Here is a 22,528-nt window from a genome sequence, read left to right as displayed (position 1 = left end):
GGCCGCACACACCCGGAGGACGACATGGCAGGACCGAAGAAGCAGCTGGACCGTCTCTTCGAGGAGATCGATCGCACCCCCTGGGGGCCCCAGGAGCGCGCCCTCGTCGCCGAGGCCGTCGCGCTCGCACAGGAGATCGGCGACGCGCAGCTCGAGTACCAGGCCCGCATGCGGCAGACCGCCTCTGCGAACATGGGCGGGCTCACCGACCTGATGCTGAGCTCGTTCGCCTGGTGCCTCGCGCACCACGACGCGGATCCGGTCCGGTTCCCCGCCGACATCGACAACGGCGCGGCCGATCTGATGTGGCAGTTCAAGTGGATGGCTTCCTCGCTGCGCAGCTCGCCCGCCTTCGCGCCGGAGCAGATCGCGGCGGTGCTGGACGACATGGAGGCGCACTACCGCACCGCAGGGCTCGGCATGAGCGGCGTGCTGATGGCGCGGTTCGAGGATGCGCACGCGGCGGGGCGGATGGACGACGCGGAGCGGCTGCGCGTGCAGCTGGAAGCCACGCCGCGCGACTCGCACAGCCATTGCGATGCCTGCGGCCGGAGCCAGATCGCCGGGTTCTTCGCCGACACGGACCGCGACGAGGACGCGATCCGCCTCGTCGAGGAGATGCTCGAGGGCGGCTTCTCCTGCGGCGAGGAGCCGGAGCACGCGCTGTCGGTGTCCCTGCTGCCGTACCTGCGCCTCGGCCGCGGCGAGCAGGCTCGTGCGGCCCATCTGCGCAGTTACCGGCTGGCGAAGGACAACCCGGATCTGCTCACGGCGATCGCGAACAGCATCCGGTTCTGCGCCCTGAGCGGCAACGAGGCCCGCGCGCTCGCGCTCGTCGAGCGGCATCTGCCCTGGCTCGCCCACGACGCGCTCAACGCACAGGGCCACTTCCGCATGCTCACCGCGATCGGCACGGCTCTCGACGCAGTCACGGCGGCAGGTCACGGAGCCACGCCGGTGCGCGGGGCCGACTCCCCCGATCTCGAGCGCTTCTTCGGCGTGCGCGACGGCGCGGACGGCGGGTCGTGGTCCGCCGGCGGGCTCGCGGCGGCGGCCTGGGCCGCGGCCGAGCGGATCGGGGCGCGCTTCGACGAGCGCGACGGCACCGACAACCATGCGCAGCGCCTGCGCCTCGCCCGGCAGACCGCCGCGGAGCGCTACGACGTGCCGATCCGCAGCGACGTGTTCGCCGCGCCGGTAGTCGACACCGCCCCGACCGACGACGACGGCTGGTACCGCCGTGTGCTCGATCTCGCCGGCTACGGCGCCGCCGCCGACACACTGGATGCGCTGGCCCACGTGATCGACCGCGTCGACGCCGAACGCCGCGCGGTGCTCACCGGCCAGCGGCTCGCCGCGCTGGTGAACCTCGAGCGCATCGACGAGGCGACGGCGCTCCTGCCCGACCGGATCCAGGCCCTGCGCGCCGCCGGCCTCGATGCTCAGGCCGGCGTCGAGGAGCGATTCGGGCTGGCTCTGTTCGGCACCGCGACCGAGGCCGACAACGCGGCCCTCGCCGACCTGCTCGCGGCGTCCGCGGATCCGTCCGGCCCCCGCGCGCTGCCGCCTGCGACCCGCGGCGACATCGCGCTGACGCTGGCGTTCGATCTCGGCGACGACCCGGCCGCTGCCCTCGCGCTCTCGGAGCAGGCAGCCAACCTGTTCGCAGAGGCAGGAGACGCCCGCCTCGGGCACGGCGCGGAGATCGCGGCGGCCATGGCGCTGCTGCGGGCGGACCGCGGCGACGAGGCGCTCGCACGGATCGACGCCCTGCTGGCCGACGCGGCGATCACCCGCGGCGTGCGTGCGCGGACGCTCGAGATGCGGGCACGCGTCCACGGCGGACGCGGCGCGTTCGCCGAAGGCGCGGCCGACGCCGACGAGGCCGGCCGCATCCTGGCCGAGCTCGGCAGCAGGTCGGGCTTCGCGGGGGCGCAGATGCTCGCCGGCGCACTCTGGGAGGACGCGGAGGAGCCGGAGCAGGCGCTCGCGCGCTACCGCGTCGGCGCTCGGCTGCTGGAGCAGATCGGCGGCGACGTCCCGGGCGCGAAGTACCGCGTGGCGCGCAGCATGCTGAACTCCGGAGCCGTGGAGGAGGCGGCGGAGCTGTTTGGCGAGGTGCTGCAGCTCGAGGAGGCGGACGAGGTCCCCGCGGGCAGCAGGGCGATGACCGCGCTGATGCTGGCGCGGTCGCTGCGAGCCGCGGGCGAGGGCGGGCAGGCGTACGGCGCCTTCGGCTATGCGGCCGAGCTGTTCGGCGAGGCCGAGAACCCCGCCGATCAGGCGCTCGCCCTGATGAACAGAGCGCAGATCCTCGCCCAGTACGACGAGCGGGACCAGGCCGTCGAGACGCTCGAGGAGGCCGCGGCGATCGTCCGCACGGCCGAGGATGCGCCGGCCGCGGTGGTCGAGGTGCTGCACAACCTCGGCCAGTCGTACGGCGCGCAGCAGGATCCTCGCGCCTTCGCACTGTTCGACGAAGTGGAGGCCGTCGCGCGGGCGAACGACGCGGACTGGGTGATCGCCGATGTGGCGGACTCCCGCGCGCGGGCGCTGCTATCGGCCGAGCGGGTGGACGAGGGCGTCGCTGCGGCGCTCACCGCCTCGGATGCCTTCGCCGCCGTCGGCGATGCGCAGTCGGCGGGCGGCTCCGCGCTGCTCGCCGCGAGGGCGCTCAATGGCGCAGAGCGCTCGGCCGATGCCGTCGCCGCCTACCGCGCGGTGCTCGACCAGGCTGCGGACATCCCACCTCTGCGCCAGATCGCGGCCCTCGAACTCGGCGACGTGCTGCAGGGCCTCGGGCGCGATGCCGAGGCCGCCGAGGTGCGTCGGCTCGCCGAGGACTGAGACGGATCCGGTCCCGGCGGCACGGCACGGGACCGGATCCGGCACCGGTCAGAACAGCTGACGCCAGTTGGCCTTCGCCAGGTCGAGCAGTTCGTCGCCGCGTCCGGAGAGCACGGTGCGGATCGCGTACAGCGCGAAGCCCTTGACCTGCTCGGCGTTGACGGCCGGGGGCATGGACAGCTCCTGCCGCTCGGTCACGACGTCCAGGAGCGCCGGCCCGTCGTGCGCGAGCACCTCGGCGAGCGCGCCGGGAAGATCCTCGCTGCGCTCCACGCGACGCCCGAAGATGCCCATCGCCTCCGCGACGGCGGCGAAGTCGGGATTGCGCAGGTCGGTGCCGTAGTTCACGAAACCGGCCGCCTTCATCTCCAGCTCCACGAAGTTGAGCGAGGAGTTGTTCACCACGATCGTCTTCACCGGAAGCTGGTTCTGGGTGAGGGAGATGAGCTCGCCGAGCATCATGGTGAGCCCGCCGTCGCCCGCGAGCGCCACCACCTGACGCTCCGGCTCGCTCGCCTGCGCGCCGATGCCGTGCAGCAGGGCGTTCGCCATGGAACCGTGGTTGAACGATCCGATGAGCCGGCGCCGGCCATTCATGTGCAGATAGCGGGCGGCCCAGACCGTGGGCGAGCCGACATCGGCGGTGAACACGGCGTCATCCGCGGCGGCCTCGTCGAGCAGCCGGGCCAGGTACTGCGGGTGGATCGGCGCCTTGCCGCGCGAGGGCACCGCGAGCTCGTCGAGCTTGGCGCGCGTCTTGCGGTAGTGCGCGGTGGCATCGTCGAGGTGGGTGCGCCGACGGTCGGCCTTGAGCCGCGGCAGCAGCGCCGCAGCGGTCGCGCCGACGTCTCCGACCAGACCCAGATCCAGAGGATGGCGCCGCCCCAGGTTCTCGCCGCGGATGTCGACCTGGATCGTCGTCGCGTTCGCCGGGTAGAACTGCGGGTACGGGAAGTCGGATCCGAGGATCAGCAGGGCGTCGGCACCGTCCATCGCCCGGTAGCCGGACGCGAAGCCGAGCAGGCCGGTCATGCCCACGTCGAAGGGGTTGTCGTACTCCACGAACTCCTTGCCGCGGAGGGCGTGCACGACGGGCGCGGCGAGCCGATCCGCGAGCGCCACGATCTCGTCGTGTGCGCCCTCCGCTCCGGCGCCGGCGAGGATGGTGACCTTGGACGCCGCATTCAGCAGGGTCGCCGCGCGCTCGAGCTCTGCACCGCTCGGGACCACCACGGGCCGGCTGCGCTCGATCACGGTGACGCGGTCGTCCTCGGCCGGCGCGAGCGCGATGTCGCCGGGGATGACGAGCACCGCCACCCCGCGCTTCTCGATCGCCTGACGCATCGCGATCTGCAGCAACCGCGGCATCTGGGCCGGATCCGACACGTACTCGACGTAGACGCTGCACTCGCGGAACAGCTCCTGCGGATGGGTCTCCTGGAAGTACTGGGTGCCGATCTCGCTGGTCGGGATGTGCGCGGCGATCGCGAGCACCGGCACACGCGAACGGTTGGCGTCGTAGAGCCCGTTGATGAGATGCAGGTTGCCCGGGCCGCAGGATCCGGCCGCGACCGCCAGTTCTCCGGTGAGCGCGGCCTCCGCGGCCGCGGCGAACGCGGCCGTCTCCTCATGACGAACGTGCACCCAGCGGATGGCGCCGTCCTTGCGCAGGGCGTCGGTGAAGCCGTTCAGGGAGTCCCCCGGGATCCCGTACACGCGCTTCACACCGTTCGCGCGGAGGGTGCTGACGATGTTCTCGGCGACGGTGGTCATGGCGGCCTCTCGTGAAAGCAACAGGACATCTCGAGGCTACGCCCGCGGGCCGCGGGTGGGGCGGCCCGCTACTCCGTGATGTAGACGGCGTGCCGGATCCACTCCGGACGGGACAGAGCCTCCACTGCGGCCCGCCCGACCGTGTCGAAGCGGGTGCTGTAGTGCCAGCGCACCGTGCGATCGATGCCCACACGGTAGTCGGCAGCGCCCGTTCCGGGGATGAGCCGGGAAGGGCGAAGGCTCGTCCATTCCGTGTCGCTGGCGGCGAGCGCCGCATCCATGGCGCGGGTGTCGGAGTTGTTCGCCTTCAGCACGCGCTCGAGGATGGGCTTCGCGACGAAGCGGGAGAGCGGATCGTCCTGGGCCACGTACGCCCCGGATGCGGAGACGGCGATCACGCGGGACACCCCGGCGGCTTCCATCGCCGCGAGGAGTGCCGCCATGCCCTCTTGCAGCAGCACGACATCGCCGTCGGCGCGGACGTGCCCGATCGTGGAGATCACCGCATCGGCGCCGCGCAGGGCCGTCGTGAGCGCGGCGACGTCCCGCGCGTCCGCGGTCGCCACGATCGTCCCCTCCGGCGCGGAGGCGGGCCTGCGCACGACCGAGACGGCCTCGAGCCCGGCGGCGAGGGCGTGCGCGACCGCGGCTCTGCCCGATCGACCCGATGCTCCGACGATGACGACGCGCATCCGCTTCTCCTTCAGCCCGGGTTAGTGATTACTCACTCACTATACTCGGAGGATGCCTCCGGTCATACCTCACGCGTCGTCCCGCGAGCGGATCCTCGACGCCGCACTCCTCGTGATGCGCGAACGCGGACTCGCCAACACCACGACGAAGCTGATCGCCGTGCAGGCGGGCCTGTCCGAGGCGATGCTCTACAAGCACTTCGCCGACAAGCAGCAGCTGTTCCTCAGCGTGCTGCGGGAGCGCGCTCCGCGCGCCCGCTTCGAGGGGGATGCCGGCGGCGAGAACCTCGCCGCCGGGCTCGCCGCGCTGGTCGCCGACCTCATGGCGTTCTTCACCCGCACCTTCCCGATCGCGGCCTCGATCTTCGGCTCACCGACGCTGCTGACTGAGCACCGCGAAGGGGTCGGCTCGTACGGCGGCGGTCCCGCGACCGTGATCGACGGCGTCCGCGCCCGCCTCGCCGCAGAGCAGAGCGCGGGGCGCATCCGCGCGGATGCCGACACCGCCTCTGCCGCACGCGTGCTCGTCGGGGCGGCGTTCCATCAGGGGTTCCTCGCAGCGTTCGAGGGCCTCGACGGGGTGCCCGACGCCGAGCGGATCGCCACCGGGATCGTGGACGTGGTGCTCCCCGGGCTCCTCCCCGTGGCGGGCTGAACCTGCTCCGCCCGCGGAGCCGGCCTTGACCCGGCCCGGAGCGGCGAGCACCCTGAGGGCATGCGCTCCGCCCGCCCCATCCCCGGCAACCCCTGGCCGCACGACATGTCGATCAGCGTGGAGGACGATCCGCACGCCCTGCTCGAGCTGCTCTGGGTGCGTGATGTCTATGGGCTGCGACCGCCGGGTGATGTGCCGCCCCCGCTGACGGATCCGCCCACGGCACGCCGCTCGCCGACGGACGCGACCGCATCGTCGAACGCGTGGTCCGAGCTGTGGCGCGGGGCCCTAACTCATCTCGCCGATCTGGACCCGCTGCCGCCGATCGCCAAGATCGAATCGACCGCGCCGGGCTCGGACGAGCGGCGCGCACTGTTCGAGCAGCTGAGAGGCCCCACGTGGCGCGACCGCTTCGGCGCAGAGGCGTTCGACGCCTCCTTCTCCGACTGGGTCTCGCGTCGCGTCCAGGAGCGCATCGCCGGATACCGCGCGCCAGTGCAGGAGCACCCGGAGCGGCGCGCCCTCGACGCCCTGATCCTGGCGTGGAGGGCAGGTATGACCCGGGTCATCGAGATCCCCTGCCGCGGCGAGTTCACTCGCATCGCCGGCCCCTCCGCGCTGCTCGTGACGGCCGAGACGCGGGCGGATCCGGAGCGCTACGCCGAGGCGCTGACCGTGTTCGCCGCCCGCGCGCAGAGCGGATCCTGACGCTCCCGTCGGGTTTCCCTGGCATGACGAAGGGGCGGGCGCCGCAGGATATGCGACGCCCGCCCCTTCTCTCCCGCTGAGTGCGGCGGGACGAATCCGAGCTGCCGGAATCAGGCCACGCGGACGAGCTTCTTGTTCACGAACTCGTCGGCAGCGAGCAGACCGAGTTCGCGCGAGGTGCCGCTGCGCTTCACGCCACCGAAGGGCAGCTCCGGGCTGTCGGCGAGCACGACGTTGACGTAGACCATGCCCGCGTCGATGCCGTTCGCCACTCGCTCGGCCTGGGCGTCGTCGGTGGTGAACACGTACGAGCCGAGACCGAAGGAGGTGTCGTTCGCGAGCGCGACCGCCGCGTCCTCGTCCGCGACGCGATAGACCACGGCGGCGGGGCCGAACAGCTCCTGGCGGTACACGTCCATCTCGGGCGTGACGTCGGCGAGCAGCGTCGGCGTGTAGAACGCGCCGTCGCGGGTGCCGCCGGTGAGCAGGGTCGCTCCCTGTGCCACCGCGGTGTCGACCTGATTCTGCAGGTTGACCGCGGCCGCCTCCGAGACGAGCGGGCCCAACACGGTGTCCTCCTGGGTCGGGTCGCCCGGCGTGACCGCGGACAGCGCGGCGACGGCCTTCTCCACGAACGCGTCGTAGAGCCCGTCGACGACGATGAATCGCTTGGCGCCGTTGCAGGCCTGGCCGTTGTTGTCCAGGCGCGCGTCGACCGCGGCCTGCACGGTCGCGTCGAGGTCGTCGGTGGAGAGCAGGATGAACGGGTCGGAGCCGCCGAGCTCGAGCGCGACCTTCTTCAGGTTGCGGCCGGCGTTCTCCGCGACAGCCGCACCGGCGCGCTCGGATCCGGTCACGGACACGCCCTGCACGCGCGGGTCGGCGACGATGGTGGCCGCCTGCTCGATCGATGCGTAGACGTTGACGTAGCCGCCGTCGGGGAGCCCGGCCTCCTCGTAGATCTTCTCGAGCAGGGCCGACGACTCCGGGCACTGCTCGGAGTGCTTGAGCACGATCGTGTTGCCGACCGCGAGGTTCGGGCCGGCGAATCGCGCGACCTGATAGGCCGGGAAGTTCCACGGCATGATGCCGAAGAGCACGCCGAGCGGAGCCTTGCGGATCACCGCGGTGCCGTCGCCCAGGATGTCCAGAGGCTGGTCGGCGTTGATCTTCTCGGCGTTGTCGGCGTAGAACTCGATGATGTCGGCGGCGAAGTCGACCTCGCCGACAGCAGCGGCGAGGGGCTTGCCCATCTCACGTGTGATGATCGCGCCGAGCTCGTCGCGGTGGGCGCGGTGCCCCTCGGCGATGCGGCGGATCACGGCCGCGCGCTCGGCGACGGGAGTGCGCCCCCAGACCGCAGCGGCGCCGTGCGCACGCGCGACGGCATCCTCGATCTGCGCATCGGTGAAGGTCTCGTAGGTGGCGACGGTCTCGCCCGTTGCCGGGTTGACGACGGCGTAATCGGTCATGTCGTTCCTTTCGGTGTCACATCATTGTGGGGTGTCCCGGCGGGCTCGGGATCCGTGCGGAACCCGAGCCCGCCGATGCTGGCGTTCAGTCGACCGGGATCAGCGTGTACTTGGTCGAGAGGTACTCGTGAATGCCCTCGAAGCCGCCCTCGCGCCCCACGCCGGACTGCTTGACTCCGCCGAAGGGAGCGGCCGCGTTGGAGACGACGCCCACGTTCAGACCCATCATGCCCGTCTCGAGGGCGTCGATCATCCGGTGTCCGCGCGCGAGGTCCTGCGTGAACACGTAGGAGACCAGGCCGTACTCGGTGTCGTTCGCGAGGCGCACGGCCTCGGCCTCGTCGGCGAAGGTCGCGATCGCGAGCACCGGGCCGAAGATCTCCTCGCGGAGGATCTCGCTGCCGGCTTGCACGTTCGCGAGAACGGTGGGCTCGTAGAAGGATCCGACACCCTCCAGCGCTTTGCCGCCGGAGAGCAGCGTCGCGCCGCGCTCGACGGCGTCGCCGACGAGTTCCTGGGCCTTGGCCACAGCGTCGTGGTCGATCAGGGGGCCGATCGAGACGCCGTCCTCGGTGCCGCGCCCGATCTTCATCGCGTTCACGCGCTCGGTGATGCGGCGGGCGAACTCGTCCGCAACGTCCTGGTGCACGATGAAGCGGTTCGCCGCAGTGCACGCCTGGCCGATGTTGCGGAACTTCGCCGCCAGGGCACCCTCCACGGCCTTGTCCAGATCCGCATCCTCGAAGACCACGAACGGGGCGTTGCCGCCGAGCTCCATCGACACGCGCAGCACGCCTTCCGCCGCCTGGGCGATGAGCTTGCGGCCGACCTCGGTGGATCCGGTGAAGGACAGCTTGCGCAGACGCGGGTCGGCGATGATCGGCGCCGACAGGGCCGACGAGCGCGAGGTCTGAACGACGTTCACGACGCCGGCCGGCAGGCCCGCCTCCTCGAGCAGCTTCACGAAGTACATCGTGGTGAGCGGGGTCAGTGCCGGCGGCTTGATGACCACGGTGCAGCCGGCGGCGAGCGCGGGCGCGATCTTGCGGGTGGCCATCGCGAACGGGAAGTTCCACGGCGTGACGAAGAACGACGGGCCCACGGGACGCTGCGAGACGACCATGCGGCCGGTCCCCTCGGGGTTCAGGCCGTAGCGGCCGGAGATGCGCACCGCCTCCTCGCTGAACCAGCGCAGGAACTCGCCGCCGTAGACGACCTCGCCACGGGCCTCGGCCAGCGGCTTGCCCATCTCGACGGTCATCAGCAGCGCCAGGTCCTCCTTGTGCGCCTGCACGAGGTCGAACGCGCGGCGGAGGATGTCGCTGCGGGTGCGCGGCGGGGTCGCGGCCCAGGCGTCCTGAGCGGCGACGGCCGCGTCGAGGGCCCGCATGCCGTCGGCCGGCGAGGCGTCGGCGATCGTGCGCACCACCTCGTTGGTGGCGGGGTCGCGCACGTCGAAGGTCTTGTCGCCCTCGGCGGCGATCCACTCGCCGGCGATGTAGAGCCCGGTGGGCACGCTCTCCAGCAGGGTCTTCTCCAGATCGGTCATACGATCCTCCTTGTCAGATGCTTCGATTCTCATGCAATCGGGTGGTGCGGGTCCGGTCAGGACCCAGAGTCTGCGCTGTCGTCCAGGCGTGTGCGCGGAACGACGATCATGGGTACGGGGATGATGTCGAGCATCTTCGCCGCGGTCGAGCCGAGGAACAGCCTCCGCGGCTGCGCGAGCCGGCTGGATCCGACCAGGATCAGCTCCCCCGGCAGCCATGCCAGCTGCGCCACGGCCTCCTCGACCGTGTCCCCCGGAGCCCGCTCGAGCTCGGCGCGCACGCCCCGCGGCAGCTCCATCTCCGCACGGGCGAGCACGTCGTCACCGTGCGCCGCGCTCACCAGGCGGATGGAGTTCGGGTCGAACCCGCGCGGCACGTCGAACGCGACGAGCGAGACGAGTCGCAGCGTCGCGCCGGTCGCGCCGGACAGCGCCACCGCCGTCTCCAGCAGTGCGTCGGCGCCGGGGCGATTGCCGATCGCGGCGGTGATCCGCGAGATCGGTGCCTGCACGTCGACGCTGTGCGCGAAGCCGGCCGGCGCCAGCGCCACCGGGATCGGCGAGGAGTGCAGCAGCGCCTGCGCGATACTGCCCATCCGGTGCAGACCGATGGTCGCCCCGTTCGCCGCACCGACGACGATCAGAGCAGCCTCGAGCTGTTCGCCCGCCAGCACGAGCCCCTCCGCGAAGGAGTCGTGCACGCGCACGTGCGCCGTGTGCGCGACGTCCGCGGGGATCATCTCCTGCGCCTCGTCGAGCCACTGTGCCGCCTGCCCCTGGGCCGGGCTGTCCTGCTCCGCGCCGGCGGTTTCGCCGTGGCCGGGCAGGACGATGAGCACGTGCAGGTGCCGCCGCGTGGCACGGGCGAGTCGCACGCCCAGCGCCAGCGCGTCGGAACCGGTCTCCGTCGCCGTGTAGCCGACGACGATGGAGGTGGTCATCAGACCTCGGCCGCCTCTGCGGCGATGAGCTCGCCGGCCTCCTCGCCGCGGTCCGCGTCGAGGATCTGCGACGCGGCGAGGCGACCCATGCGGATCGCGCCGTCGACGTGCTGATACCCGGCGCCGGCCAGGTCGGAGCAGGCGAAGTGGATGGGGCCGACCGGCGTGCGCAGGTCCTTGCCGTAGCGGTGCAGACCGCCCATGTCGAAGCTCGCCGCGTAGGCGCCGCGGGTCCACTCCTCGGAGCCCCAGTCGCTCTCGTAGTAGACGACCGTGTTCTTCGCCTCGGGGCCGTAGTAGTGCGCGAGGGACTCCAGGATCCGCTCCTTGCGCTCCTCGGCGCTCAGTTCGAACACGTCGTCGGCGTTCTGGTCGCTCACGAAGCCGACCAGGGTGCCGCGCTCGTCGCCGTGGTTGGTGTTGTCGTACGCCTCGTGCACGAGCTCGTAGGGGCTGAACGCCGTGGCTGACAGGCCCTGCTCACGCCAGAACGGACGGTCGTAGACGGCGTGCACCTTGATCACGAAGCCCATCGACAGGTGCTGGTGCATCTGGTGCTGGCGGCGCGGCAGCGACGGCACGAAGGAGATCCGGTCGTAGAGCACCGGGGCGTGCGCGAGGATCGCGTAGCGTGCGCGCACGGTGAGCGAGTCGGTGGTCGCAGTCACGCCGTGCTCGTCCCACTCGAGGGTGCGCACCGGCTGGTTCAGCAGCACATCATCGCCGAGGCGCTCGGCGAGCAGCTGCGGGACCTGCTGCAGCCCGCCCACGACGCGCTTGTCGAGGATGAAGTCGGCGTCGACGAGGTTCGAGTACGAGCCGGCGGATGCCGCCATCAGCAACGACTGCAGCAGCGAGAACGCGTGCGTCGGCTTGGTGAGCATCGCGGATCCGGTCGCGAACGCGAGGTTGCGCACGGCCTCGTCGTCGTCGCTCTGCTCGCGCAGCCATGCATCCCAGGTGATCGAGTCCCACTCGGCGGCCTTCGGGTGCGCGTAGGGGCGGTCGGGGTCGATCTCGGCGACCATGGCGTCGAGACGCTCGGTGATCTCGGCGATGACCTTCTCGGTCTCCGGGGCGACCGGGAACATCTCGCCCGTGAAGCGGTGCAGGGCGCCGTCGGGTCCGACGTAGACGCTGTCGCCCTCGCGGTACCGGCTGAAGGTCTCCAGGCCCAGCTCGTCGATGGTCTCGATCAGCGCATCCTGGTCGGGCGAGACCCACTGGCCGCCGATCTCGAGCATGGCGCCGTCGATCACGTCGGTCCAGAGCCGGCCGCCGACCCGGTCACGGGCCTCCAGCACCACGACCGACAAGCCCGCCTTGCGCAATTCGTTCGCGGCGGTGGTGCCAGCGGCGCCCGCTCCCACGATGAGCACGTCACGGGTGATATCGGCCAATTTCGACTCCTTCATCGGTCTCGCACCGTCTGGTGCGCTGTGCAGGTTCCCCTGCGGTTTTCATGCAGAAAGTTGCCGGGCGCGATCCAGCATCCCCCGATCCCGATCGCGCCCGGACGTTTATCAGGCCCCGGCGGGGTAGGCCGCGAGTGCGGCGGCGATGACGTCGAGACCCTCGTTCAGGAGGTCGTCGCCGATCGTCAGCGGCGGGAGGAAGCGGATCACGTTGCCGAACGTGCCGCAGGTGAGGACGATGACGCCCTGCGCGATCGCAGCCTTGGCGACCGCACCGGTGAGCGCGGCATCCGGGGCGCCGGTGGCCGGGTCCACGAACTCGGCCGCGATCATCGCGCCGTGTCCGCGGATGTCGCCCAGACGCGGATCCGCGGCCTGGATGACGGCGAGGCGGTCCTTGAGCAGCGCGCCGATCTCGACCGCGCGCTCCAGCAGGCCCTCGGTCTCGTAGGCGTCGATCGCGGCGAGTGCCGCAGCGCACGCCACCGGGTTGCCGCCGTAGGTGCCGCCGAGTCCGCCGGAGTGCGAGGCGTCCATGATCTCGGCACGGCCGGTCACGGCCGCCAGCGGCATGCCGCCGGCGATACCCTTGGCGGTGGTGATGAGGTCGGGCTCGATGCCGAAGATCTCGCTGGCGAACATCGCGCCGGTGCGGCCGAAGCCGGTCTGCACCTCATCGGCGATGAAGACGACGCCGTTCGCGCGGCACCACTCGACGATCGCGGGCAGGTAGCCGTCGGCCGGGACGATGAAACCGCCCTCGCCCTGGATGGGCTCGATGATGACTGCGGCGAGGTTGTCGGCGCCGATCTGCTTTTCGAGCTGCAGGATCGTGCGTGCCGCCGCCTCGGCGCCGGAGAGGCCGTCACGGAACGGGTAGGAGGCCTGCGCGCGGTACACCTCGGGGGCGAACGGGCCGAAGCCGCTCTTGTAGGGCATGGCCTTGGCCGTGAGCGCCATGGTCAGGTTGGTGCGGCCGTGGTAGCCGTGGTCGAAGGCGACGACGGCCTGACGACCGGTGTGCTTGCGCGCGATCTTGATCGCGTTCTCGACGGCCTCGGCGCCCGAGTTGAACAGCGCGGTCTTCTTGGCGAAGGCACCGGGCGTGAGGCGGTTGAGGGCCTCGGCCACCTCCACGTAGGACTCGTACGGGGAGATCATGAAGCAGGTGTGCGTGAACTGCGCGGCCTGCGCGGCGATGGCCGCGGCGACCTTCGGGTGCGCACTGCCGACCGTGGTCACGGCGATGCCGGAGCCCAGGTCGATGAGCGAGTTGCCATCGGCGTCGACGACGACGCCGCCACCGGCTGCGACCGCGGCGACCGGCACGGTGTGACCCACGCCGGCGGGCACGGCCGAAGCCTTGCGGGCGAGGATCTCGGCCGAACGCGGGCCGGGGAGCTCGGTGACGAGGCGGCGCTCCTGGGGAAGGGAGGGGCCGCCGAGGGGAAGGGTGTCAGCCTGCGCGTCGATGGTGGTCATGGCGTCGAGACTACGGAGGCGACCGCTCGAGAGCATTCGCCGTGGCGTACAATCTGGATCACGATTTCGCCGGTGCGGCCATGACGATGCCGGCGCGGAAGGAGCACCCGTGGACCAGGATCCCACCCTCCGCACGCTGCTGCGCCGGCGCGACCTGCACCTGCGCCTGGTCGGCGACGAATCGGCGCTGCCCACGGGATCCCTCGATCACCCGCTGCGCTGGGTGCACAACTCCGACCTCGTGGATCCGACCCCGTTCCTCACCGACGACCTGGCCCTGCTGACGACCGGCACGCAGTTCGCCGACGACGACGCGGCAGGCGTACGCGCCTACGTGCACCGGCTCGTGGATCGCGGGGTGGTGGCGCTCGGCTTCGGCACGGAGGTGCATCGCAGCGGCATCCCCGCCGACCTCGCCGACGCCTGCGCCGCCGCGAGCCTGCCCCTGTTCGAGGTGCCCTACGGCACGCCGTTCCTGGCCGTCGCGCGGGCGCACGCCGAGGCGATCGCCGCACAGGCCTACGCCCGGCGCACCTGGGCCTTGGAGACCCAGCGCGCACTCTCGGTCGCAGCCCTCCGTCCCCACGGGCTCGAGTCGACGCTCACCGAGCTGTCACGCCGTCTCGGCTGCAGGGTGGGCATGTACGACGCCGCGGGGCAGCTCGTGCACGAGCATCCCGCGGGCGGCGCGTCCCCCGTCGTCGCCGATGCCGCGGCCGATCTCCTCGCCCGTGGTGGATCCGCGAACCGCGTGGTGCAGGACGGCGAGACCGCGCACACGCTGCTCACCGTGGGGCGCGCGGGGCACCTGCGCGGGGTCGTCGCGATCGCGAGCGACACACTGGATCCCGAGACGCGCACCGTGGTGACCTCGGTCATCGCGATGGCCGGGCTGTCGCTGGAACAGAGCGAGCAGCTCGCGCGCAGCCGCCGACGCCTGCATCGGCAGTTGCTCACCTCCCTGCTCTCGGACGATCCGACCCTGGCCCGGCGCGTGCTCGGCGCCCTGCCGCCGGCACCCGTGGTGGTCGCCGTCGCCGCGGGACAGCGCCAGGGCACGGTCATCGAGTGGTGGGAACGGCAGCGCGGCGATGCCGCCCCGTCGGCGTTCCTCGCGGAGTCCGACGACGGGCTCGTCATGTGCCTGAGCGTCGCCGACGCGGGGGTGCTGGACGAGGTCGCCGCGCGCACGGAGGTGCGCATCGGCGTCTCGGCACCCGAGGAGTACAGCGGATTCTCGCGGGCGCACGCGCAGGCGCTCACGGCGCTGCGTCGGGGCGACGACGGCGTGACCCACTACGCGGACAGCGCGGAGTCGAGTGTTCTGGCGGCGTTCGCGACAGACGAGGCGCGACTGATCGCCGAGTCCCTGCTGGCCCCGCTGCGCCAGCACGACGCACAGGAGGGCGCGGAGCTGGAGCGATCGCTGCGGGTGTGGCTCGAGCACGACACCCGCCTGGAATCCGCCGCGGCCGTCCTCGGCGTGCACCGGCACACGCTGCGGACCCGGATCTCACAGGCGGCGTCGATCCTCGGCGCGGACCTGGGATCCTTCCCCGCGCGCGCCGAGCTCTGGGCCGCGCTACGTACCGCCGGCGACTGACCCCCGGCGTCTCCCTGCTGGCCGGATCCCGCCGGGCCGGATCCGCGCGACCGCTCGGATCCGCGCGTGGTCGGACTCCCGCGCGCCCCACCCCGCTCAGTGGTCGCATATTGCGGTCAAGGGGCTCCGTGAGCCGCATTTCGCGACAAGTGAGCGGATCGGATCCGTATGACCGGCCGGATCCGCGTGACCGCTCGGATCCGCGCGTGGCCGGACTCCCGCGCGCCCCACCCCGCTCAGTGGTCGCGTATTGCGGGCAAGGGGCTCCGTGAGCCGCATTTCGCGACAAGTGAGCGGATCGGATCCGTATGACCGGCCGGATCCGCGCACCCCATCCCCGCTCAGTGGTCGCATATTGCGGTCAAGGGGCTCCGTAAGTCGCATTTCGCGACCAGCGAGCGGACCGGATCCGTTCAGGTCGCAGAATGTGCTCCGACAACAGTCCCGAAGCAGCAAAAACTGCGACCTGAACGAGACAACTGCGACCTGAACGAAGCAACTGTCACCTGAACATCGCAACAGGCGGCCAGCCCGCCGAAGTCCGTGCCGGCGCACCGACATCCGTGTCGGCGCACCGATGTCAGCGCGCGTGCGAGCCGCTCAGCGCGTGCGTGCCGCGATCATCTCGGCCGCGGTGCCGTGGAAGATCGGCCCGTGCCCGACCACGATCGTGCGCTCGGGCAGGGCGCGGAGGCGCTCGAGGCTCTCCGGCGTCTCCTCGGGCGCATCGCTGAACGGTCCGAGCTGCACGTTGGTGGACCCGTTCAGCACGTGCCGGGTGGTGAGGGCGTCGCCGACGAAGATCGCGTCGACCGCGGGGACGCGGATGGCGACGGATCCGGGCGAGTGCCCCGGCAGGCCGATGATCTCGGGCGCCCCGGGCAGATCCAGGACATCCCCGTCCCCCATCGTGCGCACGGCGCCGAGGTGCTTCGTGCGCAGGCCGCCGCGGCGCAGCGCGGCCGCGAAGAACTGCAGCGCGGGCCCCAGCTTCATGGCGCCGCCCGAGGCGCCCGGCGTCTTCTCCCCCTGCGCCCTGCCCGCATCCGCCTCGTGCACGAAGGTCGGCACGCCGTAGGCGGTGCGCAACCACTCGGCGATGCCGATGTGATCACTGTCGCCGTGGGTGAGCACGATGCCGCGGATGTCCTCAGGTCGGCGGCCCGCTGCGGCGAGCGCCTGCTGCAGGATCCGCCGGTCACCCGGCAGGCCCGCGTCGATCAGCGTGACGCCCTCGTCGGTGACGACGGCGTGCATGGCGACGATGTCGTCGCCGATCCGGATGAGCTCTGCGTTCATGATGGCTACGTTAGATAGCTATCATGGCTATTGTCAATAGCCTTATGATCGAAAAGCGCCGACCCGCATCTGCGGTCGACACAGAGGAGGACCCGATGCCCGCACCGCAACGCGTCACCCGCGTCGCGCTCACCGCCGCCGCGCGCGCCATCGCTGAGGAGGAGGGCATCGACGCCGTCACGATCAGCGCGGTCGCCACCGCCGTCGGGGTGCGCCCGCCGAGCCTGTACAAGCACGTCGCGCACCGGCACGATCTGCTGCGGCTGATCGCCGACGACGCCGCCCGCGAGCTCGACGAGGATGTCACGGCTCTGGCCGGATCCGCGACCGACTCCGCCGCGTCGCTCGCCGCGATCGCCCGCGCATTCCGGGCGTTCAGCACCCGCTCCCCCCACGCCGCCTCGCTGCTGTTCTCGGGCGCTGCGCTCAGCGCCGAACCCCAGTCCGATGGCATGGTCGCGCTGACCCGGACGCTGCTGGACGCCGTGCGCGCCGCGGCGCCGGGCGACCCACTCCCCGCGGCACGCACGCTGACAGCCTGGGCGTACGGCTTCTGCACCATGGAGCAGGCCGGCGCGTTCCAGCTCGGCGGCGACGTGGACGAGGCGTTCGAGTTCGGCCTGACCACGCTCGCGGACGCGCTCACCGCGCACCGCTGATCCCTGTCCCGCGGCACGGCTTTCCCCTGCCACGGCCCTGCCCATGCCCTTGCGCACCGGCGTAAGGTGGCGACATGGGACGCATCGAGGAGCTGGACCGGGCGGCAGCCGCAGCCTCGGGCTCCACCCAGGAGGCGCCCGCCGAGGCGCTCACCACGATCGATTGGCTCATCGCCGCGATCGATGCGGACCGCACCAATGGGCTCTTCGGCCGCTGGGGTGCGGCCACCGCGATCGACGCACGCACGGGTGAGGCGCTCGTCCCGAAGGCGCTGTTCGAGGCCCTGCACGAGCGGGCAGGGCTGAGGGCGGCGTGGCCGATCGGCAACGCCGGCCTGCTGCAGACCTACGCATCTCTGCTGTCGGCCGTCGATGCCGACCGGAACCGCGAACGCTGGCTCGGCGCGGATCTGGCAAGGGGCCTGGGTCTCGACGGCGCGCACTTCGTTCCGTGGGAGGGATCCGGCACGCTGCTCGCCCGCGCGACGCACGCCGCCTCCGTCCTGCTCGCCTCGGGCGGGGAGTTCTCCTGGTACTCGCTCGCCGAGGGCAGGGCGACCCGCGCCGTGCTGAGCCACGAGCACGACGGATCCCGCGCTCTCGCCTACGCCGTGGCGCCAGCCCCGGGGACGTCGCCGCTCCTGGTCGCCTTGCTGCCCGTGGCACAGGCCGAGCCGATCCGTCGAGACCTCGACGACGCCGCGTCGCGCCTGCGCTGGAACGCCGCCTGATCCACGGCGCCAACCGATCCGGATCCATTGCGGATCCAGCTTTCTCATGGTCGTCACTCAGCGGATTCATCGATTCGTCACCTGGCCGTCACCCGCCGTACCGCCCGCGCTGGTGGGCTGAGGGAGCTCGGATCCGGCACGCGCACCAGCGAGCCGCCGGGCCGTCCCCCGCTCCCCAGAGGAAGACAGCCATGATTGCCAGAACCACGATCGCGCGCTCCGCGATCGCGCTCACCCTCGTCGCCGGCGCCGCGCTGGCCGCACCTGCCGCCTACGCGGCCGCGCCCGTCGACCCGTCCGCCCCAGGCGGCGCCACCCGCAACGACGGCGACCGCACGGCGGCCCTGCGCGACGCGATCGTCGACGGCCCCGCGAAGAACGTGATCCTGCTCATCGGCGACGGCATGGGCGACTCCGAGATCACGGTCGCCCGCGACTACCAGTACGGCGCGGGCGGACAACTGCCGGGCATCGATGCACTGCCGCTGACCGGTTCGTACACGACGTACTCGCTGAACAAGGACGGCTCGGCGGACTACGTGCCGGACTCGGCCGCGACCGGATCCGCCTGGGCGACCGGCACCAAGACCTACGACGGCGCGATCTCCGTCGACATCGCGGGCAAGGGGCACGACACCCTGGTCGAGCTGGCCAAGGCGAACGGGCGCAAGACGGGCAACGTCTCCACGGCCGAGCTGCAGGATGCCACCCCGGCCGTGCAGGCCGCGCACGTCGCCGGCCGCAAGTGCTACGGACCCGACTCGGTGAAGCAGTGCGGCGCCGACCTGCTCGAGAACGGCGGCAAGGGCTCGATCAGCGAGCAGATCCTGGACACCCGCGCGGACGTCACGCTGGGCGGCGGATCCGAATCCTTCGAGCAGATCGCGAAGGCGGGCGCCTGGCCGGGCGCGACCCTGTTCCAGCAGGCGGAGACCCGCGGCTACCAGGTCGCCCGCACGGCTGCCGATCTCTCCGCGATCAGCGCCGCGGACCAGACCCGGCCGGTGCTGGGCACGTTCACCCCCGGCAACTTCCCGACCCGATTCGCCGAGACCACCGCCACCGTCGGCGGCGCCGACGCAGCGCCTGTCGCCTGCACCGAGAGCGTCGACCGCCTGGACTCGTCGCTCTCGCTCGCGGCGCTCACCCAGAAGTCGATCGACCTGCTCAAGGGCGACAAGGGCTTCTTCCTGCAGGTCGAAGGCGCGTCCATCGACAAGCAGGACCACGCCGCCAACGCCTGCGGCCAGATCGGCGAGACCATCGATCTCGACGAGGCCGTGCAGGTCGCGCTCGACTTCGCGAAGGCCGACGGCAACACGCTCGTGATCGTCACCGCCGATCACGCGCACACCTCGCAGATCGTGGACAGCACCCCGCCGACCTCGCTCTCGATCGCGCTGAAGACCACCGAGGGCTCCACGATGAAGGTCTCCTACGGCACCGCAGGGGCGGGCGGCTCGCAGCAGCACACGGGCACCCAGGTGCGCATCGCGGGTTACGGTCCGGGGGCGGCGAACGTCGTGGGACTCACGGACCAGACCGACAACTTCTTCACCATCGCGGGCGCCCTGCAACTGAACCGGGACCTCGTCGCGCTGTCGGCCGGCGCCACCCTCACGGCACCCGAGAAGGTCACCCCCGGCGGCACGCTCACCATCACGGCCGCAGGCCTGAACGGCGACCGGCAGGTGAACGGATCCGTCTCGGCGTCCGGGGCGACCGCACGCGCCGCCGCCACCACGATCGGCCGCACGGATGTCATCGACGGGGGCGTGGCGGTGCCGCTGACCGCGCCGACCGAGCCGGGCGAGTACACGATCGCCGTGACCGGTGAGCAGACCGGCAAGGCCCTGAGCGTCACGTTCACGGTCGCCGAGGGCGCACCGACCACCCCGACCGCGTCGCCCGGCCCGACCGCTCCGGCCGTCGCGCTCCCGCCGGGCAGCGGGAACGACGGCGGCAGCCTGGCGCTCACGGGTGGCACGATCGGCGCGGTGGCGCTCGTCGCCCTCGCACTGATCGCGGGCGGCCTGCTACTCGCGCGCGCCAGGGTCCGGCGCGCGTAACGCGCTAGAAAACGCCGGACGGCGTCGGCCTTTCGGGGCCGGCGCCATCCGTGTGTCGGACGGGGTCAGCGCACCGCGGCCACCCGAAGCCTCAGTCCGGTGCGTGCGCCGCGCGGGTGGACTGACGCACGATGAGCCTGGTCGGGATCGGGGTGTCCTCGGTCATGCGATCGGGCTCCTCGAACGCGAGAAGCAGCTTCTGCATCATGAGTTCGCCGAGGGCCGCGAAGTCCTGCCGCACCGTGGTCAGCGCCGGATACAGGAAGGCCGCTTCGGGGACGTCGTCGTAGCCCACCACGCTGACATCCTCGGGGACGCGCAGGCCCCGCTCCCGCAGCGCGGAGAGCAGCCCGATCGACATCTGATCGTTCGCGGCGAACACGGCCATGCCCTGCGCGATGTCCAGGTTTGACCCGAGGCGGTATCCACTCGCGGCGCTCCAGTCCCCGGCGACCGGCGAGACGATCTCCAGACGACGCTCGGCGAGCTCATCACGCCAGCCCCGCACCCGCTCCACGGCGTCCGGCGCTTGCTGGGGACCGGCGAGATGCAGGATCCGGGTGTAGCCGAGTTCGGCGAGATGCCGCACCGCCTGCCGCGCCCCGCGATACTGATCGATCGAGACCAGCCGTGCGTGCCGGCGAGGCGTGGCCGCCGAGGCGACCATTGGGATGGACAGCTCGATGCTGCGCACCGTCTCCAACGCCGCAAGATCGACGACCACGAGGGCGATCGCATCCACCCGCTGGCGCAGCAGGCCCTCGACCGCCGAGCGCACGCCGATCGCCGGGTCCTCATCGAGAAGACTGACCGAGTCCACCGTGTACCGGGCGGTTCGGGCGGCGGCGTTGAAATGCATCGCGATCGCGGACGGGCCGAAGTCGGGCACCCCGGGCGTCACCAGCCCGATCGTCCTGGTGCGTCGGGTGACCAGCGCCCTGGCCGCAGGCGACGGGCTGTAGCGCAGCTGCGCGATCGCATGCTCGACGCGGGCCTTCGTCGCAGGCCGCACATTGGGCAGGTCGTTGATCACACGCGACACGGTCTGGTGCGAGACGCCGGCAAGCCGCGCGACGTCGAAGATGTTCGCAGCGCGGGCGGGAATGTCGTCGGTCACGTCACTCCTCGTCCTCGGGGCGCGCAACGAGAGCGAGCAGCGAATCCACCGTCAGGTCAGCCGTGGCGGCGCTGTCGACCACGCGCCCCCCGCGCAGGATCACGACGCGATGGCCCACGCGCAGCACCTCCTCCAGTTCGGCGGAGATGAACACGACCGACAGCCCGTTGTCAGCGAACTCGCCCACGAGTTTCTGTATCTCGACTTTAGCGCCGACGTCGATGCCGCGGGTGGGCTCGTCCAGCACCAGCACGCGCGGAGACAGCGCCAGCATGCGCGCGAGCAGCACCTTCTGCTGATTGCCTCCGGACAGGATTCCGGCGGGCAGATCCGGATCAGCGGGGCGGATCCCGAGCGCCTCGATCCAGCTCATCGCCAGTTCGCGCTGACGGGACCGGCGCATACGGCGCAGTATGCCGCGCTGCGCCTGCACCGCGAGCGTGATGTTGTCCTGGACGCTGAGGCCGCCCACGATTCCCTCGGTCCGACGGTCCTCGGACGAGTACACGATGCCGAGATCGATCGCCTGCCGCGGAGAACGCCACGTCCTCGCCGTGCCCTCGACGCGCAGAATCCCGGCATCCAGGCGGTCGACGCCGGAGAGCGCCCGGGCAAGTTCGGTCCGCCCGGAGCCGAGCAGCCCGGCGACGCCGAGCACCTCGCCCTCCCCGATGCGCAGGTCGGCGTCCACGATGCCTCTGCCGACCGTGAGCCCCTCGGCGGCGAGGAGAGCGACCTCGTCATCTTCCACCACTTCCGGCGGGGACGCGAGGTGGGCGGGCAGGGACCGGCCGAGCATCTTCTCGACAAGGTCGATCCGCAGCAGCTCTGTCGTCAGATACTCGCCGACGAGACGCCCACCACGCAGCACGGTCACCCGGTCGCAGATCTCGTACACCTGGTCGAGGAAATGGGACACGAAGAGGATCGCCACTCCGCGCTTCTTGAGTTTGCGGATCACTCGGAACAACTCGGCGACCTCGTCGAGATCCAGACTCGAGGTCGGCTCGTCCAGTACCAGGATCCTGACGTCGGTCGCGATCGCCCGCGCGATCGCGACCAGCTGCTGGATGGCGAGCGGATGCGCTCCCAGCGGAGAGGCCGGATCTATCGCCACCCCCAGGTCGTCCAGGACCGTCGCCGTGCGGCGCCGCATCTGCGGGAAGTCGATCCCACCGAACCGGCGCGGCTCCCGGCCGAGCCAGATGTTCTCTGCGACGGACAGGTTCGGCAGCAGATCGATCTCCTGGTACACCGTGCTGATCCCGTGACGCAACGCATCGGCCGGGGTGGCGAAGCGAACCCGGGTCCCGTCCAGCCGGATGATGCCGGCGTCCAGGGCGAGCGCACCGGTGAGCGCGCGGATCAGCGTCGACTTGCCCGCCCCGTTCTCCCCCATGAGCGAATGCACCTCGCCGGGGAACATCCGGAAATCGACGTCGGCGAGCGCCGTCGAGCCCTGGAAGCGCACGGTGGCGCCCCGGATCTCGACGAGCGGCTCGACAGGCTTCGACAT

Annotated in this window: 17 protein-coding genes; 7 read left to right on the top strand and 10 right to left on the bottom strand. The window is 71.4% G+C overall.

All coding sequences use genetic code 11. The features are described from left to right. Positions 1-24: 24 nt before the first annotated feature. Positions 25-2,847, top strand: a complete 2,823-nt coding sequence (locus tag AC1DCT_RS15260) for a hypothetical protein (protein ID WP_477430163.1) — start codon at positions 25-27, stop codon at positions 2,845-2,847. Between the two features lie 48 nt (positions 2,848-2,895). Here the strand turns inward: AC1DCT_RS15260 and poxB are convergent, their stop codons facing one another. Beyond that, positions 2,896-4,620, bottom strand: a complete 1,725-nt coding sequence (gene poxB / locus AC1DCT_RS15255) for a ubiquinone-dependent pyruvate dehydrogenase (RefSeq protein WP_477231020.1) — start codon at positions 4,618-4,620, stop codon at positions 2,896-2,898. Between the two features lie 68 nt (positions 4,621-4,688). After that, on the bottom strand, positions 4,689-5,312 hold the full coding sequence (locus AC1DCT_RS15250) for an NAD(P)-dependent oxidoreductase (RefSeq protein WP_477231021.1): 624 nt from the start codon (positions 5,310-5,312) through the stop codon (positions 4,689-4,691). 52 nt (positions 5,313-5,364) lie between these two features. On the opposite strand from AC1DCT_RS15250, the gene AC1DCT_RS15245 reads away from it, so the two are divergent. Then, complete coding sequence (locus AC1DCT_RS15245; RefSeq protein WP_477231022.1) at positions 5,365-5,967, top strand: TetR/AcrR family transcriptional regulator; 603 nt, start codon at positions 5,365-5,367, stop codon at positions 5,965-5,967. Between the two features lie 60 nt (positions 5,968-6,027). Then, a complete protein-coding gene (locus AC1DCT_RS15240) occupies positions 6,028-6,675 on the top strand; it encodes a hypothetical protein (protein ID WP_477430161.1) in 648 nt (215 codons plus the stop codon). A 110-nt stretch (positions 6,676-6,785) separates the two neighbouring features. On the opposite strand, the gene AC1DCT_RS15235 is transcribed toward AC1DCT_RS15240, so the two are convergent. The 5 genes from AC1DCT_RS15235 to gabT all read right to left on the bottom strand — a co-directional run bounded on the left by AC1DCT_RS15235 (position 6,786) and on the right by gabT (position 13,534). Continuing rightward, a complete protein-coding gene (locus tag AC1DCT_RS15235; RefSeq protein WP_441977170.1) occupies positions 6,786-8,147 on the bottom strand; it encodes an NAD-dependent succinate-semialdehyde dehydrogenase in 1,362 nt (453 codons plus the stop codon). A gap of 85 nt (positions 8,148-8,232) precedes the next feature. Continuing rightward, the gene (locus AC1DCT_RS15230) at positions 8,233-9,696 is read right to left on the bottom strand and encodes an NAD-dependent succinate-semialdehyde dehydrogenase (RefSeq protein WP_477231024.1); all 1,464 of its coding nucleotides are present in this window, start codon (positions 9,694-9,696) and stop codon (positions 8,233-8,235) included. Positions 9,697-9,752: 56 nt separating this feature from the next. Beyond that, complete coding sequence (locus AC1DCT_RS15225) at positions 9,753-10,637, bottom strand: universal stress protein (RefSeq protein ID WP_477231025.1); 885 nt, start codon at positions 10,635-10,637, stop codon at positions 9,753-9,755. Beyond that, positions 10,637-12,037: a flavin monoamine oxidase family protein gene (locus tag AC1DCT_RS15220; RefSeq protein ID WP_440733542.1), complete on the bottom strand. Its 1,401-nt coding sequence runs from the start codon at positions 12,035-12,037 to the stop codon at positions 10,637-10,639. The genes AC1DCT_RS15225 and AC1DCT_RS15220 overlap by 1 nt, the downstream gene beginning before the upstream one ends. Before the next feature lie 123 nt (positions 12,038-12,160). Then, on the bottom strand, positions 12,161-13,534 hold the full coding sequence (gene gabT, locus AC1DCT_RS15215) for a 4-aminobutyrate--2-oxoglutarate transaminase (protein ID WP_440733543.1): 1,374 nt from the start codon (positions 13,532-13,534) through the stop codon (positions 12,161-12,163). A gap of 109 nt (positions 13,535-13,643) precedes the next feature. Between gabT and AC1DCT_RS15210 the strand changes: the two genes are divergently transcribed. Continuing rightward, on the top strand, positions 13,644-15,137 hold the full coding sequence (locus AC1DCT_RS15210; protein ID WP_441977168.1) for a helix-turn-helix domain-containing protein: 1,494 nt from the start codon (positions 13,644-13,646) through the stop codon (positions 15,135-15,137). Between the two features lie 600 nt (positions 15,138-15,737). Here the strand turns inward: AC1DCT_RS15210 and AC1DCT_RS15205 are convergent. Further along, complete coding sequence (locus tag AC1DCT_RS15205; RefSeq protein WP_477430159.1) at positions 15,738-16,436, bottom strand: MBL fold metallo-hydrolase; 699 nt, start codon at positions 16,434-16,436, stop codon at positions 15,738-15,740. Between the two features lie 95 nt (positions 16,437-16,531). Here AC1DCT_RS15205 and AC1DCT_RS15200 point away from each other — a divergent pair, with 95 nt between their 5' ends. The 3 genes from AC1DCT_RS15200 to phoA all read left to right on the top strand — a co-directional run bounded on the left by AC1DCT_RS15200 (position 16,532) and on the right by phoA (position 19,895). Then, on the top strand, positions 16,532-17,095 hold the full coding sequence (locus AC1DCT_RS15200; RefSeq protein ID WP_477430157.1) for a TetR/AcrR family transcriptional regulator: 564 nt from the start codon (positions 16,532-16,534) through the stop codon (positions 17,093-17,095). 74 nt (positions 17,096-17,169) lie between these two features. Continuing rightward, a complete protein-coding gene (locus AC1DCT_RS15195; protein ID WP_477231030.1) occupies positions 17,170-17,826 on the top strand; it encodes an amino acid deaminase in 657 nt (218 codons plus the stop codon). Positions 17,827-18,017: 191 nt separating this feature from the next. Continuing rightward, a complete protein-coding gene (phoA, locus tag AC1DCT_RS15190; protein WP_477430155.1) occupies positions 18,018-19,895 on the top strand; it encodes an alkaline phosphatase in 1,878 nt (625 codons plus the stop codon). Positions 19,896-19,986: 91 nt separating this feature from the next. On the opposite strand, the gene AC1DCT_RS15185 is transcribed toward phoA, so the two are convergent. Further along, positions 19,987-21,012: a LacI family DNA-binding transcriptional regulator gene (locus AC1DCT_RS15185; protein WP_440733549.1), complete on the bottom strand. Its 1,026-nt coding sequence runs from the start codon at positions 21,010-21,012 to the stop codon at positions 19,987-19,989. A gap of 1 nt (position 21,013) precedes the next feature. Then, entirely contained in the window at positions 21,014-22,528 is a 1,515-nt protein-coding gene (locus AC1DCT_RS15180) for a sugar ABC transporter ATP-binding protein (protein ID WP_441977163.1), read from the bottom strand.

The organism is Microbacterium sp. 10L49 (assembly GCF_056395125.1).
This window is presented reverse-complemented; position numbering and strand designations above follow the sequence as displayed.